This window comes from Citrobacter sp. Cb028 (assembly GCF_030336705.1).
Taxonomy (GTDB): domain Bacteria; phylum Pseudomonadota; class Gammaproteobacteria; order Enterobacterales; family Enterobacteriaceae; genus Citrobacter; species Citrobacter braakii.
On record NZ_JAOWCZ010000034.1, the window covers coordinates 1,708,194 to 1,726,489 of the forward strand.

At 52.2% G+C, this 18,296-nt stretch carries 17 protein-coding genes; 14 read left to right on the plus strand and 3 right to left on the minus strand.

Translation table 11 applies throughout. From position 1 onward, the window contains the following. Window positions 1–110 precede the first annotated feature (110 nt). Genes OGV75_RS17860 through ycgZ form a run of 3 tightly spaced genes read right to left on the minus strand, consistent with a single transcriptional unit; the run spans window position 111 to window position 963 of the window. Window positions 111–377, minus strand: a complete 267-nt coding sequence (locus OGV75_RS17860) for a biofilm development regulator YmgB/AriR family protein (RefSeq protein ID WP_016153343.1) — start codon at window positions 375–377, stop codon at window positions 111–113. Window positions 378–411: 34 nt separating this feature from the next. Further along, window positions 412–684 carry a hypothetical protein gene (locus tag OGV75_RS17865; RefSeq protein ID WP_047358278.1) on the minus strand — a complete coding sequence of 91 codons (273 nt, stop codon included), beginning with the start codon at window positions 682–684 and terminating at the stop codon, window positions 412–414. A gap of 42 nt (window positions 685–726) precedes the next feature. Beyond that, entirely contained in the window at window positions 727–963 is a 237-nt protein-coding gene (ycgZ, locus tag OGV75_RS17870; protein ID WP_016153345.1) for a regulatory protein YcgZ, read from the minus strand. A 318-nt stretch (window positions 964–1,281) separates the two neighbouring features. Here ycgZ and OGV75_RS17875 point away from each other — a divergent pair, with 318 nt between their 5' ends. The 14 genes from OGV75_RS17875 (at window position 1,282) to OGV75_RS17940 (ending at window position 18,293) form a co-directional block, all read left to right on the plus strand. Further along, a complete protein-coding gene (locus tag OGV75_RS17875) occupies window positions 1,282–2,493 on the plus strand; it encodes a diguanylate phosphodiesterase (RefSeq protein ID WP_049282651.1) in 1,212 nt (403 codons plus the stop codon). Window positions 2,494–2,714: 221 nt separating this feature from the next. Then, window positions 2,715–3,446, plus strand: a complete 732-nt coding sequence (locus tag OGV75_RS17880) for a MerR family transcriptional regulator (protein WP_032931597.1) — start codon at window positions 2,715–2,717, stop codon at window positions 3,444–3,446. 320 nt (window positions 3,447–3,766) lie between these two features. Further along, entirely contained in the window at window positions 3,767–4,297 is a 531-nt protein-coding gene (locus OGV75_RS17885; RefSeq protein WP_016153348.1) for a Csu type fimbrial protein, read from the plus strand. Between the two features lie 14 nt (window positions 4,298–4,311). Continuing rightward, complete coding sequence (locus OGV75_RS17890; protein WP_115190519.1) at window positions 4,312–5,034, plus strand: fimbrial biogenesis chaperone; 723 nt, start codon at window positions 4,312–4,314, stop codon at window positions 5,032–5,034. A gap of 55 nt (window positions 5,035–5,089) precedes the next feature. Then, on the plus strand, window positions 5,090–7,375 hold the full coding sequence (locus tag OGV75_RS17895) for a fimbria/pilus outer membrane usher protein (RefSeq protein ID WP_115190518.1): 2,286 nt from the start codon (window positions 5,090–5,092) through the stop codon (window positions 7,373–7,375). Window positions 7,376–7,388: 13 nt separating this feature from the next. Continuing rightward, window positions 7,389–8,357 carry a Csu type fimbrial protein gene (locus tag OGV75_RS17900; protein WP_049269127.1) on the plus strand — a complete coding sequence of 323 codons (969 nt, stop codon included), beginning with the start codon at window positions 7,389–7,391 and terminating at the stop codon, window positions 8,355–8,357. Window positions 8,358–8,678: 321 nt separating this feature from the next. Then, on the plus strand, window positions 8,679–9,953 hold the full coding sequence (locus OGV75_RS17905; protein WP_016153352.1) for a Glu/Leu/Phe/Val family dehydrogenase: 1,275 nt from the start codon (window positions 8,679–8,681) through the stop codon (window positions 9,951–9,953). Between the two features lie 325 nt (window positions 9,954–10,278). Next, complete coding sequence (dhaK, locus tag OGV75_RS17910; protein WP_016153353.1) at window positions 10,279–11,349, plus strand: dihydroxyacetone kinase subunit DhaK; 1,071 nt, start codon at window positions 10,279–10,281, stop codon at window positions 11,347–11,349. An 11-nt stretch (window positions 11,350–11,360) separates the two neighbouring features. Continuing rightward, entirely contained in the window at window positions 11,361–11,993 is a 633-nt protein-coding gene (dhaL, locus tag OGV75_RS17915) for a dihydroxyacetone kinase subunit DhaL (RefSeq protein WP_016153354.1), read from the plus strand. A gap of 10 nt (window positions 11,994–12,003) precedes the next feature. Continuing rightward, entirely contained in the window at window positions 12,004–13,434 is a 1,431-nt protein-coding gene (dhaM, locus tag OGV75_RS17920) for a dihydroxyacetone kinase phosphoryl donor subunit DhaM (RefSeq protein ID WP_286480976.1), read from the plus strand. Between the two features lie 171 nt (window positions 13,435–13,605). Beyond that, window positions 13,606–15,318: an alpha,alpha-trehalase gene (locus OGV75_RS17925; RefSeq protein ID WP_286480977.1), complete on the plus strand. Its 1,713-nt coding sequence runs from the start codon at window positions 13,606–13,608 to the stop codon at window positions 15,316–15,318. A gap of 208 nt (window positions 15,319–15,526) precedes the next feature. Next, a complete protein-coding gene (locus OGV75_RS17930) occupies window positions 15,527–16,549 on the plus strand; it encodes an ABC transporter substrate-binding protein (RefSeq protein WP_286480979.1) in 1,023 nt (340 codons plus the stop codon). 26 nt (window positions 16,550–16,575) lie between these two features. Next, window positions 16,576–17,535, plus strand: a complete 960-nt coding sequence (locus OGV75_RS17935) for a FecCD family ABC transporter permease (protein WP_502873977.1) — start codon at window positions 16,576–16,578, stop codon at window positions 17,533–17,535. Further along, window positions 17,532–18,293, plus strand: coding sequence for an ABC transporter ATP-binding protein (locus tag OGV75_RS17940; RefSeq protein WP_047358285.1), 762 nt, complete (start codon window positions 17,532–17,534; stop codon window positions 18,291–18,293). The genes OGV75_RS17935 and OGV75_RS17940 overlap by 4 nt, the downstream gene beginning before the upstream one ends. Window positions 18,294–18,296: the final 3 nt, after the last annotated feature.

Genomic DNA, 18,296 nt, shown 5'->3' on the forward strand with positions numbered 1-18,296 from the left:
AGTCATAAAAATAAGAGGATGCTATGTATAGTCTTAATCCAAACAGCGAAGCGACAGAACTTACATCATACAATAATTGTGCTGTGTATTTATATTAATGTGCTATCTCATTAGACGTCATCAGCCGTATAACGTAACACTATTTCCAGGGTTTTTCTGATAATGTCTGCCTTGACAACGTCAGTTGTTGACTCCAGAGAACTAATCAGGCTTAAAATGATGTTTTTATTATTAACATTATCACCTGCCAGAATTACATTTGTCACCGCCTGCCCCAATACCACTGACTCATCTGCTAATAGTTCACCTGCATTATGGAAGTAACTTGATAAAGCTTTATCCGTCATTACACTGTGGACATTAATTTCATGAAGCATGGTAACCTCGCTTGTATAGTCTGGAGAATTATCTTTAATGTAATTTAGGGTTTTTGCTGGCACTGAAAGCACTCTCATCTCTCGTTTGTTCCGGTTTTCTGCTTATCTTCCCCGGATTAACATTTGTGAAATCATTGATAACGCTGTCAATTAATTGTTTACGTGTACCATCCATTTCACTGGCATGCATAAGCCGCAATTGCTTAATCAGTGCAGCTAACGAAACGTCTTTATGCATTCGCAAAATTTCTAGCACAGCCAAACCTGTAATTTCATGTTTCAAGCGTTCACTGTCAGGTTTCTTCATAACTCCTTCACTACTTACCCATTATCATAGTAGGGCTTTATTTTATTCGAAAAGCAGGCCGATTAACGCATTGTAATGTTTCTGTTCATTCTCACCTGATGCATTTTCAAGACGGTGCAGAAGTTTGGTACACAGTGATTTGCGACTGAGATTGCGCCCATCTTTTAGTATCTCAGTCACGATTTCGCCCAACGTTTCCTGTTGGGTTGGCAGATGCGCTTTAGCAAAGTAACGAGAAATCGCGCTTGCAGAATCAGTGCGAACGGTATGCTGCTGCATGGAGTGCTCCTGTAACAAAATGCTGGTGAATATTAAGTTTTATAACAGTAGCAAAGCTGTACCGAAAATGTGTACAACATAGCACGCTAATTTTTAGCAAAAAATGCTAAATTAATTAAATCATGTAGTTACGATAGTTCAGATCTATATGAAATCCAATTTCTTTGTACAAATCACTTTGTGTTATCAATGAAATTGATCTGTATTAGCCCGCTTACTTGTAAAGACAAAGTTAGAATTATGTATTAAAATCAGGGCGTAACCTGGTTTGTCTGATACTGACCAGACCTCTTCTCCTTCCTTGATCCCGGACTGTCCATGCTCACGACCATTATTTACCGTAGCCATCTACGTGAAGACGCCCCTCTCAAAGCGCTTGAGGATATGGTGACAGCCGCAAATATCAAAAACAGGCGATCAGATGTTACGGGGATCTTACTCTTTAACGGCCATCACTTTTTCCAACTGCTTGAAGGCCCAGAGGAGCAGGTAAAAGAGATCTATCGTTGTATTTGTAACGACCCCCGGCACCACAATATCGTTGAACTGATGTGTGATTACGCGCCTGCGAGAAGATTCGGAAAAGTAGGGATGGAGTTATTTGATTTACAAAAACATGAACGGAATGACGTCCTGCAAGCTGTACTCAATAAGGGTACGTCCAAATTTCAGCTCACGTATGATGACAGAGCATTACAGTTTTTCCGCACATTTGTCCTCGCCACGGAAAAATCGAGCTATTTTGAAATACCTGCGCCTGATTACTGGAGTTTTATAACCGACAATACCTGTACCATCCTGGATGAAAGCACACTCCCGTCAGATACAGATTTCAGCTTTGCTTTTCAACCAATTATCGATCCTATGTCACAGCGCGTCATTGCGCTGGAAGCCCTTATTCGCGGTAAAGACGGTGAAACGCCCGCTACGTATTTTGACAAATTCAAACCTGAAGATGTGTATACCGCTGATCTGCAGAGCAAAAAGACTGCATTTGCAATGGCAAGCGCACTGGGACTTAATCACAAAATGCTGTCGGTTAATCTGTTACCCATGACCCTGGTAAACAGACCCGATGCAGTCAGCTTTCTTATAAACGAAATCGCGGCGCATGGACTGGTGCCTGAACAAATCATCGTAGAGTTTACCGAAAGTGAAGTTATTTCGCGTTTTGATACGTTCGCGCAGGCCGTGAAGTCACTCAAGGCAGCGGGAATATGTGTGGCGATAGATCATTTCGGGGCAGGTTTTGCCGGGCTTCAGCTTTTGTCTCGCTTTCAACCGGACCGAATTAAGATAAGCCGCGAACTCATCACTGATGTGCATAAAAGTGGACCACGGCAGGCCATCATTCAGGCCATAATCAAATGCTGCGCTTCACTGGAGATTATGATTTCTGCGGTCGGCGTCGAAAAACCTGAAGAGTGGATGTGGCTTGAATCCGCGGGTATTGAGATCTTCCAGGGTAACCTGTTTGCAAGAGCCTGCCTGAATGGTACTCCGTCTGTCGCGTGGCCAGAGAAAAAATGATTTCTCAGCGTTACAATAATTAACGTATTGTTATTACACAATAATCCCGCCACCTCTTTTATGCTGAACATAAAAATTCAGCATTTACTCCCTACGTGATAGTAAAGTAAATCTTAATTTTGCTAGAATCCTATGTATGTTTTGTACAATTTGATGCATGTTGTACAAAGTAGCAGGAACCGCATATCGGTGACGGAGAATCAGGAGTGTCTGGGGGAATTATGGCTTATTACAGCATTGGGGATGTCGCAGAACGTTGCGGGATAAATCCTGTCACCCTTCGGGCATGGCAACGACGTTACGGTTTACTCAAACCTCAACGCAGCGAAGGTGGCCACCGACTCTTTGATGAAGAGGATATTCAACGTATTGAAGAAATAAAACGTTGGATTAGCAGTGGCACACCCGTTGGCAAAGTTAAAGCATTGCTGGAAACCAGTACCCGTGAAACTGACGACGACTGGAATCAATTGCAAGAAGAGATGATGGGCATTCTTCGTATGGCGTATCCCCCGAAGCTGCGAGCCAAAATTATCGCACTCGGTCGCGCCTACCCCGTAGATGCGTTGATTGATCGCGTTTATCTTCCTGTGCGTCAGCGGTTGATACTTGACCATAATACATCCCGTATCATGAACAGTATGCTTGATGGCGCATTGATTGAATATGTAGCCACCCTGCTGTCTGAAACGCGGCGCAAATCAGGGAAAGATGCCATCCTGATGGCCTGGGATGTTGAAGACCGAACCCGTTTATGGCTCGAAGCCTGGCGTTTATCGCAATCGGGCTGGCATATTGCCGTGCTTGCTGAACCCATTGAATCGCCAAGACCTGAACTTTTCCCCGGGCAAACGCTTTTTGTCTGGACTGGTATTACGCCAACCCGCAGACAAAATGAACTTCTACAACACTGGAACGAACAAGGTTATAAAGTCATTTTTCACAGCCCGTAACCAACATGTATCGCAGTAATGAGCTGAGTGAGATAAATCTTACTAATTCTCATTTTTTGGGTGGTTATTTTGAATGCCATCCAATGAATCTGTGTTCACCACCAGCCTGACTTAATACCCGCAGTAGCATAAAAACAAAACAATATACTCACCCGTGGGTATTATTTTTTTGCAAACGACATCACCTTTTTCCTAAGTAAAATTTATTAGATCAACTGGCGCACGCCTAATACTTATTCTAGGGTTAAACCATGTCTTCTTGTACCACATTATTGTTTTTCTAAAGTAATAAATGTGGTTATTTGAAAAAGGTAAAGGATATGGCTCTAGTCTTAGACAAACGCTTAATTCTTTGTTGCTGCGCCTTTTCCATTATTCCCGTGGCAAATGCAGCAACCGTTAACGGAACATTTCAGGTACTGATGACGATTCAAAAGGCCTGTACCGTGACTGCCGGTTCGGCTTCAAATATCACGCTTGGGCCGGTGAATACCACGGCAACAAATACCAATGCAAGCAACACGATTTCGATTAATTGCTCAAAAACCACGCCCTATTTTATCGGTCTGGCGCCGTCGGCCGCCAATGGGGGGACGACGACGGGCTCAGGCGCCATGTCCTCCGTGGCTAACGCTGCCACCAATACCGATAAAGTGCCCTACCAGCTAAATCGAACATCAGCAACAGGTCCGGTGTGGGGGAACACCGCCACCGACACCGCGCCTGGAAACGGCGTAGCGGCGACGGGGACCGGGCTGGTGCAAACGTTTACGGTTTATGCCACCGCACCGAGCGCCAACTTCACTCCTGACGACTATGCCGACACGGTAACGGTTAACGTTAACTACTAACTTCAGGAAGCCACATGAGAGTAAAACTGCCTGTTCAGCAGTGTGCCTGCGCATGCCTGTTAGGGATGGTTGCGAGCCTCAACCCTGCCGCCGCCAGCGGGCTGCAAATCGCCCCGGTCACATTAACTTTGCTCGCGACGCAAAATGCCGATGGTATCTGGCTTAGTAATGCGGGTGAAAATGTGCTCAATGCCCAGGTTCGGGTTTTTCACTGGAGCCAGAGCGCTTACGGCGACAAACTTTCCCCCTCTCAGGGGCTGGTCATTAGCCCGCCGATGCTGGCATTAGCCCCTGGAGAACGTCAGTTGATTCGCGTTATTCGGACCGGCCCACCTTCGGCAAATGCTGAAGACGCTTATCGGTTATCGATAGATGAGTTACCGCCTGCAAAAGTAGAAAAAAATAAGCTTCAGTTTGTGCTGCATTATTCCGTCCCCGTTTTCATTCAACCAACATCAGCGGCGCAAACGCAGGCAAAATTGCAATGGAAATTACAACAGCTTGATGGCAAAAAATTTATTGAAGTGAGTAACCAGGGAAATGGGCATGCACAATTATCTGCTGCAACATTTATAAGCCCTGACGGTGCTAAAAAGGTTATTACGCCCGGACTGTTAGGCTACGTTTTACCCGGCTCAACGATGCGCTGGATAGTCTCTCCGTCGGCCAGTAATACTCATGATGGCGGGAAAGTTGAAGTCACAATCAATGGCCAAAAAACAGTACAAGATCTGTAACAGATCCTGGCTTCTGGTGAAATATTGCTTTCTCAATGGAGTATTAATATCGGGAATGGTTTGCGCACAAACGCTGAATAATAACCTGAACGACGATGGTGTTATTAATGGCGCAGCGCAGCTCGTGGGGGTCAATTTGTATCTCGACGTCACCTTAAATGGGAATCCCGTTGGGCTGGTGCATTTGGGTTACGATAATGGAAAGCTCTATGCAGGGGCAGATACCCTGCGAAAAATGGGCTTTCGCTTTGCGCCTGACGCCACTCACGCCGTCTGCCTGAACGATATCCCCGAGCTAACCATTGACTATAACGTTCAGTTGCAAACGCTTTCGCTTACTGTGCCACTCAGTTCACTCGATCTTGCGACCACGCAGCTTAACTCCCCCGTAGAGACCGCGCCGACGGCGACAACATCACGCGGAGCGCTGCTCAATTACGATATCTATACCCAACAGGGGGATGAAAGCGCAATAAATACCTTCAGCGAACTCCGCGCTTTCAATGCTGCAGGCGTGCTCAGCACCACCCAGTTGACGCAGTACTCCACCGAGGAAAATGCGGATAACAGCGTTGAGCGACTCGATACCAGCTGGCGTACGTCATTTCCCGAAACGATGCTGGCGGTAACCGTTGGCGATACCCTGACCAGTTCACTTATCTGGTCCCGACCGACGCGTATCGGCGGCATTCAGATAGGAACCGATTTTGGTTTGCGGCCCTATATGCCAACCACCCCGCTCCCTGCATATCTTGGCTCCGCGACGTTACCGTCAAACGTTGAGCTGTACGTCGACGGCGTCAGGTACTACAACGGAGAAGTCCCCGCGGGTAGCTTTCAGATCAACACAATGCCGAACATCAGCGGCGCGGGAACGGGTCAGGTGATGATGACGGATGCGCTGGGCAGAACGAGCGTACAAAATTTTTCGTTCTACAACGATCAGCAACTCCTGCGGGAAGGATTAACTGCCTGGTCTGCAGAACTGGGTACGGTACGCGAAAACTATGGTTACTCCTCTTTTGATTATGCCAGCGCACCGGTACTGAGCGGTACATGGCGTCGTGGGTTTAGCAATACGTTCACCGCCGGGACTCACGCTGAAACCAGCGATGGACTGATTAACGCGGGCTTCAGTAACGACTGGATCCCAGGCACCCGCAGCGGCACGTTTTCGACCTCAATTGCCGCAAGTACCGACGCAGGAAAGAACGGTTTTCTGTACAGTTTTGGTTACCGTTGGTCCGGCGAACGGTTTAATTTCAGTACCAGTACGACGGCCACTTCCGGTGATTATCATGATGTCGCCACCCATTATGGCGAGCCGCCACCGACGCTTAACAGCAATACGGTCATTGGCTATTCGCTGGAAGCTGCCGGTAATGTCAGCCTGAGTTACCTGCAGTTTCGTTATCCGCACGAAAATGCGGTGCGCTACGCCAACGCCAGCTGGTTCAAATCGATTACCGACAACATTTCACTGAATGCCGGATTCAACCAAAACATCGACGATAACCGCGATCGCAGTCTCTATTTGATGGTGACAATAACCACTGATAATAATCTAAGTGCCAGCAGCACCCTACAACGCACCAATGATGAGACCGGCTACCAGCTCAACGCCAGCCTGACGCCTCCTGCCGACGGCGGCTGGGGCTGGAATCTGGCCGCCAGTCAGCAGGCTTCCCGGCAAAGCGGTCAGGGAGAAGTGGGATATCTGGGGCGTTATGGTAAAGCATACGCGGGATTCAGCCGTTTACCGGATAACCATTACGGCTACGCAGGCGCCACCGGATCGCTTGTTACCATGGGCGGCGGCCTGTTTGCAGCACGAGAAATCAACAATGGCTTTGCCGTCGTATCAACTGACGGCGTTCCTGACGTCCCGATTAAATTACAAAATAACCTGATTGGTCGCAGCGACGACCAGGGGCTATTGCTGGTCACGCCGCTGAACAGTTATCAAAAAAACCTGATCAGTATTGACCCTATGGATCTCCCCGCCAATATGCGGATCGCGCGCGTTGAGACGAATGCAACGCCTGCCGATCGTTCCGGTACATTGGTTAGCTTTGGCATTACCCCGGTGCGCGCTGCGCAGGTCATCCTCGTCGACAATCAGGGTAAACCCATTCCCGAAGGCAGCATGGCATACGCCATCAGCGGAGCAGGACAATCGTCTGTCGTTGGTTTTGATGGGATGACCTGGTTCGACACGCTGGAACAGCACAACGCGCTACGCGTTGAGACAGACACCGGCAGTTGTCGCGTGCAATTTGACTATCCCGCTTCCGCAAAGGGGATTGTGCAAATAGGTCCACTGGTTTGCCGGCCACACTAACAGGAGTGCGCTCATGAGGTTAAGGCATCTGTTACTCATCGCAGCCGTACTCTTTTGTCCGGCGATTAGCCATGCCGTAACCTGTTCGGTGAGCAATGTACAACCCATAAATTTGGGCTCAGTCAATCCGCTGTCTGCGACAGGCGCAACGTCATCAATGACGTTCAACTACACCTGCACCAAAGAGCTTGGCGACGTGCTGGCAGGGATCAACCTCTGTTTTAATATTGGCGCCTCAGCCGTCAGTGGCCAGGTGACACCTCGAAATATGTCATTAAACGGAACACCTGCCAGAACGCTGGCATACCAGCTTTACCAGGATGCCGGGCACACTAAAGTCTGGGGGAGTCAGTATCAGTCGGGAACAACTTTTCCAATGGTACAGCTTAACCTGCTGAATCTGACGCCAGTGACGGGCTCACTCACGGTATCAGCACAGATTGTCACGCCACAAACCTCAGCGGTCCCCGGAAGCTATCAGGATAGCTATACGGCGGCGACAGCCCTTGTCACCCTCAATCCTGGATTGCTTTTCCCGCCGACCACCTGTGGCGATACCGTTGCCGCCAGGCTTCCCTTCACCGTATCGGCGACGGTCAGCAAACAGTGCAATATCACCTCTGCAACCAATATTAGCTTTGCGCCCGCCGGGGCGACCGGGCGTAACCTAACGGCTTCAAATACCGTGGGCGTAGCATGTTCCAATAACACGCCTTACACCATCGGACTTCAGCCCTCTAACGGCAATACGGCAGGCAGCGGCGTGATGGCCGGCACGGGGTCAAATACGGACAAGGTCCCCTACCAACTTAGCTCGACGCCAGGGCCGTCCGGTACGGTTTGGGGCAATTCATCGCTCAATACCGTCGCGGGCAACGGTACGGGAACCACCACCACCTACCCGGTTTACGCCACCGTTCCCAGCGCGAACTACACGCCTGACAACTATGCTGATACCGTTACCATCGCCGTGACCTACTGACCCCAGCTTAATCGCAATAAAGCAAATACATTTTATTATCATATTATTTACTTTTAGAGGTGCGTCATAAATCTGACAAATTGCGATTTTTATAAATCATGCATATTAAATTACCCAGCCAGCAAAATTACCGAAATATCAGCACAATCAGAGAATAACTATTCACCTCTCGCCCAAAGCCCACACGCTTCATGCCGATAAACCGTGTTAGCCGGACAGGCCATTCTATGAAATAAATGTTAAATTTAGGTTCATATGGTGTGATTCACTGTATACCACGGCCAAATTAAGAACATATTACTTTTATAACTAAGGTTTATCATGGATAAGTTATCTTACGCTTCAGATAGCAGCACATCTGCCTGGAATACCTACCTGCAACAAATCGAGCGTGTGGCCCCTTACCTGGGCGAACTTTCCCATTGGGTGGATACCCTGCGCCACCCAAAACGCGCGCTGATTGTCGATATCCCGGTGCAGATGGATGACGGTACTATCCGTCATTTTGAAGGGTATCGCGTGCAACATAACCTCTCCCGCGGGCCGGGCAAAGGCGGTGTGCGTTATCATCCTGATGTTGATCTTAATGAAGTGATGGCCCTGTCCGCATGGATGACCATCAAATGCGCAGCGTTGAACCTGCCGTACGGCGGTGCGAAAGGTGGCGTGCGCGTCGATCCGTTCTCGCTTTCCGAAGGTGAACTGGAGCGTTTAACACGCCGTTATACCAGCGAAATCGGCATTATCATCGGGCCGCAGAAAGACATTCCTGCGCCGGATGTGGGGACTAACGGAAAGGTAATGGCCTGGATGATGGATACCTACTCCATGAACCACGGCACCACCGTGACCAGCGTGGTCACCGGTAAACCTATTCACCTCGGCGGCTCGTTAGGTCGTGATAAAGCCACCGGTCGTGGTGTTTTCGTCAGCGGTCTGGAAGTGGCGCGTCGTGCCAACATAGACGTTGAAGGCGCTCGCGTAGCAGTGCAAGGTTTTGGTAACGTCGGCAGCGAAGCCGCCCGCCTGTTCGCGGCAGCAGGAGCACGCGTGGTCGCGATTCAGGATCATACCGCAACGCTGTTTAACTCAACGGGTATCGACATGGCCGCGTTGTCTGCCTGGCAACTGGAGCACAAACAGATTGCCGGTTTCCCGGGCGCTGAAACCATTGCCAGCGAAGCCTTCTGGAGCCTGGAGATGGATATTCTGATCCCGGCCGCGCTCGAAGGCCAGATCACCCGTCACCGCGCGGAAACGCTGACCTGTAAACTGGTACTCGAAGGCGCTAACGGCCCAACCTATCCGGACGCCGACGACGTTCTGGCAAGCCGCGGTATCGTGGTTGTCCCAGATGTTGTTTGTAACGCCGGCGGCGTAACCGTCAGCTACTTCGAATGGGTTCAGGACATGGCTAGCTTCTTCTGGAGCGAAGAAGAGATTAACAATCGCATGGACAAAATCATGACCGATGCGATGGTACACGTGTGGGAAAAAGCGGCAGAGAAATCCTGCTCACTGCGTACGGCAGCCTACATTGTTGCCTGCGAACGCATTCTGCTGGCACGTAAAGATCGCGGAATTTATCCGGGCTAACGCCGAAATCGACCTTGCCTACAAACCACCTGCTCTGCAGGTGGTTTGTTTTCCATAAACACCCGTTAAACAGCTTCCCGGCCAAATACGGCCCAACCTCTCATTTTCGCTGTTTTATGCACCATGACGTTCCAATACGGAACATTATTATGTTGCTACGTTTCGTATTGAAACGCCCATTGCAGCAATTTTCTTTTGCCAACCCGTGTGCAAAATTACCTTATCGGCAGCGAGCAGTCGCCGTGGCGTTGTATAACCCGATACCCTACATCAGATGCCTGCCCGAATCTGGCAGCCATCCAGGACTGTCTGCGGAGCATAAATAATGAAAAAATTGATTAACCGTGTTGAAGACGTACTGACTGAACAACTCGCCGGACTGGCGAAAGCGTATCCTTCCCTGGCACTGCATCAGGATCCGGTATATGTCACCCGCGCAGATGCGCCGGTAATGGGCAAAGTGGCGCTGCTTTCCGGCGGCGGCAGCGGACACGAGCCTATGCACTGCGGCTATATTGGTCAGGGCATGCTCTCTGGTGCCTGCCCGGGTGAAATTTTTACCTCACCCACGCCGGATAAAATGTTCGAATGCGCCATGCAAATTGATGGCGGCGAAGGCGTACTGCTGATCATCAAAAATTACACCGGCGATATTCTTAATTTCGAAACCGCCACCGAGCTGTTGCATGAAAGCGGCGTCAAAGTTACCACCATGGTAGTGGATGACGACGTGGCGGTGAAAGACAGTCTGTATACCGCCGGTCGTCGTGGTGTGGCGAATACCGTATTGATCGAAAAACTGGTCGGCGCTGCCGCTGAACGCGGTGACTCACTGGAAGTCTGTGCGGCGCTGGGTCGTAAACTGAATAACCAGGGCCACTCCATTGGGATAGCCATTGGCGCCTGTACCGTTCCGGCCGCCGGACAACCGTCGTTCACGTTGCAGGATAACGAAATGGAGTTTGGCGTGGGTATCCACGGGGAACCGGGCATTGACCGCCGCACCTTCACTTCCCTCGATCAGACCGTTGATGAAATGTTCGATACCCTGCTGGAAAACGGCAACTACAGCCGTACGCTCCGCCACTGGGACAACGTTCAGGGCGCGTGGCAGGAAGGCAAAGAAAGCAAACGCGCGTTGCAAAGCGGAGATCGCGTCATTGCGCTGGTCAATAATCTCGGTGCGACGCCGCTGTCAGAACTCTTCGGCGTGTATAACCGCCTCGAAAGCCGTTGCCAGGACGCCGGCATCGTCATTGAGCGCAACCTGATCGGTTCTTACTGTACCTCTCTGGATATGACCGGCTTCTCAATCACCCTGTTACAGGTGGATGACGACACGCTGAGCTTATGGGATGCACCGGTTCACACCCCTGCTCTCAACTGGGGTAAATAAGGAGATACATGATGTCCCTCAACAGAACACAAATTGTTAACTGGCTCTATCGCTGCGGTGAGATCTTCACCACCGAAAGTGATTTTCTCACCGGTCTTGATCGGGAAATTGGTGATGCCGACCACGGTCTGAACATGCACCGCGGCTTTAGCAAAGTCGTCGAAAAGCTGCCGTCCATCGCCGATAAAGACATTGGTTTTATTTTGAAAAACACCGGCATGGTGCTGCTCTCAAGCGTCGGGGGGGCCAGCGGTCCACTGTTTGGTACCTTTTTTATCCGTGCCGCCCAGGTGACCCAGGCTCATCAAAGCCTGACGCTTGAGGAGTTGTATCAAATGATTCGTGATGGCGCAGAAGGTGTGATTAGCCGCGGTAAAGCTGAACCTGGCGACAAAACCATGTGCGATGTCTGGCTGCCGGTAGTGGAATCTTTACGCCAATCCTGCGAGCAAAAGCTGAGCGTACAGGCGGCGCTGGAAGCGGCAAGCCAACAAGCGGAAGCAGCAGCGCAAAGCACCATCACCATGCAAGCCCGCAAAGGCCGCGCCAGCTATCTCGGTGAGCGCAGCATTGGGCATCAGGATCCCGGCGCAACGTCCGTAATGTTTATGATGCAAATGCTGGCTCAGGCGTCCAGAGAGTAAGGATAAAGCGATGGTAAACCTGGTTATTGTTTCTCACAGCGCCCAGTTGGGCGAAGGCGTCGGCGCGCTAGCCCGGCAGATGTTAATGGGTGATGGTTGCAAAATCGCTATTGCCGCAGGCATTGACGATCCTGAGAATCCGATTGGCACCGATCCTATCAAGGTGATGGAAGCCATTGAGTCCGTGGCCGATACGGATCACGTGCTGGTGATGATGGATATCGGTAGTGCGCTACTGAGTGCGGAAACCGCGCTGGAACTGCTCGATCCGGCCATTGCCGCCAAAGTACGTTTGTGCGCCGCGCCGCTAGTCGAAGGCACGCTCGCCGCAACGGTTAGCGCTGCCGCAGGTGCTGACATCGAGCGGGTCATCTGTGATGCCATGAACGCCCTCGACGCCAAATGTGAGCAACTGGGTTTACCTTCGCCATCTGCAGCAAAGCCGACATCCGCCGAATTCGCGCCCGATGCAGATGCTCATTCAGTGGCCATTGTGGTGAAAAACCCAAACGGCATTCATGTGCGTCCGGCTTCACGGCTGGTTTCCACGCTGTCTGGCTTTAACGCCGATATGTGGCTGGAGAAAAATGGCAAGTGCGTCGTCCCTGATAGCCTGAATCAGATTGCCCTGCTGCAGGTACGCTGTAACGACACGCTGCGCCTGATTGCCAAGGGCGAACAGGCAGAGGATGCGCTGGCCGCATTCAAACAGCTGGCGGCTGAGAATTTTGGTGAATCACTCGAGCCCGCGCATGCTGATACCGTAGTGACGAAGGTTCCCTCACAGGTCACGGGGACGGCATTCTGTTACACACCGTTCTCACCACAGGTAAGCCAGCAGCCTATAGCCTCACTCCAGATTGAGCAGCAACGGTTACGGGTCGCTATCCAAAGCACGCTGAACGACTTAAGCGAGCTAACCGCGCTTGCAGAAGAGAGATATTCCGCAGATATCGCCGCTATTTTCTCCGGTCACCACACGCTGTTGGACGATCCGGATCTGTTCGATATGGCCTGTGATCTAATGCGTGAAACGCAGTGCAGCGCGGCCTGGGCCTGGCATCAGGTGCTGAGCGATCTCAGCCAGCAGTATTTACAGCTCGACGATCCTTACCTGCAGGCGCGATACATCGATATTGAAGATTTGTTGTCTCGTTCACTGCAGTATTTGACGGGAGAGACTGCACAAATTCCCGCGTTCATCCGCCCCACTATTTTGGTCGCGGAGGTCATCTATCCATCTACGGTGCTGCAACTCGATCCGAAGACCATCAAAGGCATCTGCCTGCGGGACGGGAGCGAAGCGTCCCACCCGGCGATTATCGCCCGTGCAATGGGGTTATGTTGGTTGTGTCAGCAAGGCGAGGCCATCGAGAGTATCACGATGGGTGATACCCTGACCCTTGACAGCGTGGCCCAGCGGATAACCCGCGCGGACTGATGTCGGTTGCACGCCCTTTGCCGACAAAGGGTGTGCATCTTTTCGATTCGCGTCGGGAAATGTCTGTTTATTCGCAAAATGGGGCGTCGATCACGCGCAACGGTCGATCCTGAACTAAGGTTTTCTCATGGTAAATGCCGCTGCTTCGGCACACCCTAAGGAGATTAACCGATGATAACGCCTGCAACTCGCCATCCAGGCCTGCTCTCTGTTGCAATAAAACTGACGCTCGCAAGCACCTTTTTTGCCCTTTCCTCTTTTGCCGTCAACGCCGAGGACGCGCCAACCGCAACGCCTCAGCCGCCTGATATTTTGCTTGGCCCACTGTTTAACGATGTACAAACGGCCAAACTGTTTCCTGACCAGAAAACCTTTGCTGACGCCGTCCCTAACAGCGATCCATTAATGATCCTTGCCGATTACCGGATGCAGAAAAATCAGTCCGGATTCGACTTACGTCATTTTGTGGAAGTGAATTTCACCTTGCCGAAAGCTGGCGAGAAATACGTCCCCCCAGCCGGGCAATCGCTGCGCGAGCATATTGACGGACTGTGGCCGGTACTCACCCGTTCGACAAGTGACGCTGAAAAATGGGACTCTCTGCTGCCGCTCCCGGAGCCGTATGTCGTGCCTGGCGGGCGTTTTCGCGAAATATATTATTGGGACAGCTATTTCACCATGCTGGGGCTTGCCGAGAGCAATCACTGGGATAAGGTCTCCGACATGGTGGCAAACTTTGCTTACGAGATTGATTCCTGGGGACACATTCCTAACGGCAACCGCACCTACTATCTGAGCCGTTCTCAACCGCCATTCTTTGCCTTTATGGTGGAACTGCTGGCGCAGCATGACGGGGATGACGCGCTGAAAAAATACCTCCCGCAGATGCTCAAAGAATACACCTACTGGATGGAAGGCGTCGAAACGCTCCAGCCCGGTCAGCAGAATAAGCGCGTGGTTAAACTGGATGACGGCACCATTTTGAATCGCTACTGGGATGACCGCGATACGCCGCGGCCAGAGTCCTGGGTGGAGGATATCGCCACAGCGAAAAGCAATCCGAACCGACCGGCCACAGAAATCTACCGCGACCTGCGTTCTGCCGCCGCGTCGGGTTGGGACTTTAGTTCCCGCTGGATGGATAACCCCAATCAACTAGGCACCCTGCGCACCACCAGCATCGTTCCGGTCGATCTCAATGCGTTGATGTACAAAATGGAAAAGATGATCGCCCTCGCCAGCAAGGCCGCCGGGGATAATGCCAAAGCTGCACAATATGAAGGCTTCGCTAATGCCCGACAAAAAGGGATCGAAAAGCACCTGTGGAACGACAAAGAAGGCTGGTATGCCGATTACGATCTGAAGAGCCACAAAGTACGTAACCAACTGACGGCCGCTGCCCTGTTCCCGTTGTATGTCAATGCAGCGGCAAAAGATCGCGCCAGTAAAGTGGCCGCGGCAACCCAGGCGCATTTGCTGCAACCCGGCGGCCTGGCCACCACGTCGGTGAAAAGCGGCCAGCAGTGGGATGCTCCCAACGGCTGGGCCCCGCTCCAGTGGGTCGCCGCATCGGGATTACAGAATTACGGTCAGGATAACGTCGCCATGGACGTGACCTGGCGATTCCTCACCAACGTGCAGCACACCTACGATCGTGAGAAAAAGCTGGTTGAAAAGTATGACGTGAGTAGCACAGGCACTGGCGGAGGCGGCGGCGAATATCCGTTGCAGGATGGTTTTGGCTGGACCAACGGCGTAACGCTAAAAATGCTCGACCTGATCTGCGCCAAAGAAAAGCCCTGTGACAGCGTGCCCGCATCGCGCCCGGCCCCGGCAAGTACCACGCCAGTCGAGCCTAAAAAACAGGCTCAGCCGACGTCTTAATGCCGTCACCTGAAGCGTTTTACTCCCCGAATCCGCGCTGCGTCGCGGATTTTTTCTGGCTTATATTTCGCCATTCCTGTTGTCTCTACGCCATCTAGCCCTTATGGGGTATTCCGGGTTTTCATCCGTGAGAAATTGATTCTGAACATGTTTTTATTCGCTGTATATGTAAATATATAGCGATTTTATCACCTTCAGGATAACAATTATGCCACTGACAAGACGGATGTTTGCCCAGCTTGTGGCATCTGCACTGCTGCTACGCCATCTTCCCGCCTTGGCTCAAATGCCGCTAACCGTTGCCGTTGGAGGCCACCCAGCGCCAGAGGCGACCCAACGCGTGGTCAGCGCAGGCGCACCCGCCGACATGCTGCTGCTGGCCGTCGCGCCGGAAAAACTGGTTGGTTTTTCATCCTTTGATTTTTCTCGTCAGACCGCCATCCCGTTTCACGAAGACATTCGGGCTTTACCGAAACTGGGCAAGCTGGCGGGACGCGCCAGCACACTCTCGCTTGAAGCGCTACTGGCGCTTAAACCCGATCTGGTGATTGACTGCGGCAATGCCGATGAAACCTGGCTTTCTCAAGCCAGACAAGTGAATGCGCAAACGCAAATTCCCTGGCTGCTGATTAATGGCGAACTGCGGCTCAGCCCGCAACAGCTACTCGCGGCAGGTGAAGCGCTGGGAGTCGCAACACGGGCCAGGACTCAGGCCAAACTGGCCCAGCGTTTTATTGATGAAGCCCTCGCGTTTTCACACTCTCCCGCAGCAAAGCTGCGTTTTTATGCCGCGCGCGGCGCCCGCGGACTTGAAACAGGATTACAAGGTTCATTGCATACCGAAGCGGCAGAACTACTGGGATTACACAATGTGGCGCAAATTCCTGGGCGGCACGGGCTGGCGCAGGTTTCAATGGAAAACCTGTTGAGCTGGCAGCCCGATATTATTCTGGTACAGGATGCGATTACGGCACAGTACCTGCGAGAAGATCCCGTCTGGCAAGGAGTCAAAGCGGTTGCCGATCGGCGCATTCTGTTTCTCAGCGGCCTGCCGTTTGGCTGGCTGGACGCGCCTCCCGGCATCAATCGTTTGCTGGGGTTACGCCGTCTGCATGCCTGGCTTGATCCACAGGTTGAAGCGGGCTTTAAAACCGATATGCAGCGCTACAGTGAACTGTTCTGGCACACCACGTTAAGCGACGCACAGTATCAACAACTGGTGAGCGTCTGATGAAAACATCTACCCTCGGTTTTCTGATGATTACGACGGTGGTGCTTTGCGCGAGCATCGCCGCGGTGTCGGGTGCTTATCGCCTCGATGCACAACAGGTCGTGGATCTTATTGCGGGCAGGGATGGCGTCCCGATGCAGGACAAAATCGTCTTCTGGCAAATCCGACTGCCGCGCATTCTGGCTGCATTGTTACTCGGCGCAGCGCTGGCTGGCGCAGGAACCACTTATCAGGGAATGTTCCGTAACCCACTGGTTTCGCCGGATATCCTCGGCGTGGCGGCCGGTGCCGGTTTGGGCGCCTGTACGGCAATCCTGCTGGGGCTACCAATCCTGTTTATTCAGCTGTATGCGTTCACTGGCGGTTTGTTAGTGGTCGCCGGTGTCTGGCTGATTACCCGGCGAGTCAAGCGTCACGATCCGGTGTTAACACTGGTGCTGGTCGGGATTGCGCTGGGTACGGTCTGCGGAGCAGGAATTTCACTCATCAAAACGCTGGCCGACCCGTATACCCAACTCCCGTCGATCACCTTCTGGCTGCTCGGCGGTTTATCGACAATTACTCTGCACGATCTGTGGTTCTCAGCACCGCTGATCCTTGCTGGACTGGTCCCGTTATTGCTGCTGCGCTGGCGCATGAACCTGCTCACTCTGTCGGATGATGAAGCCCGATCGCTTGGGATCAACGTCTCCCGACTGCGGCTGGGACTGATCGTCTGCGCAACGTTAGTCACCGCCTGTACCGTCGCCATTGCCGGCATTATCGGCTGGATTGGACTGGTGGTGCCGCACATCGGCAGACTCCTCAGCGGGAATAACCACCAGCAGTTACTGCCGGTGTCCATGGGGATCGGCGCCATTCTACTCCTGCTCACCGACACCCTCGCCCGCACGCTGGGCCGCACGGAAATCCCGCTGGGGATCCTGACTGCATTTATTGGCGCACCGTTCTTTTTGCTGCTTTTGCTGCGGGGAAACCGCCCATGACGCTATTACTCGTGCGCCACGCGTCGCTGGGATACCACAGTAAACAACCCGTGTTACGTGATATCTCCTTTCAGGTTTCGCCCGGTTCTGTCTGTTGTCTGATTGGTGCTAACGGCAGCGGTAAAACCACCCTGATGCGCACCATTCTCGGCGTTCTTCCGCCGCTTCGCGGTGACATTCTGCTTGATGGCGTCGCAGTGAATCATCTCAGCGATCGGGAACGCGCCGCAGCCATCGCCTGGGTTCCTCAGGCGCACGACGGCGCGTTTGCCTTCACCGCCCTGGACATGGTGATGATGGGACTGGCCCCGCAACTGGCGGCATTTGCGGTTCCCGGCGCTAAAGAGCGTGAAATTGCGCATCAGAAACTGGCGATACTGGAGATTTCTCACCTGGCACTTCGACGCTGGAACACCCTGAGCGGCGGCGAACGGCAACTGGTGTTGATCGCTCGCGCGCTGGCGCAACGTCCGCGTCTTTTATTGCTGGATGAACCCGCATCCAGCCTTGATTTTGGGCATCAAATCCGTCTGCTCGACACGCTGGTGACGCTGAAAAATTCCGGTATGGCCCTGCTGATGTCGACCCATCACCCGTTGCACGCCCGGGCAATCGCCGACAGCGTGGTACGGGTTGAACCAAACGGCGAGGTGTCGCAGGGTCTGCCTGAACATCAGCTCGCCGCCGACCGCCTGGCCGCGCTGTATCGCGTTACACCGTCACAAATTACCCACCATCTTTATGGTTCACTCAATTAAGGA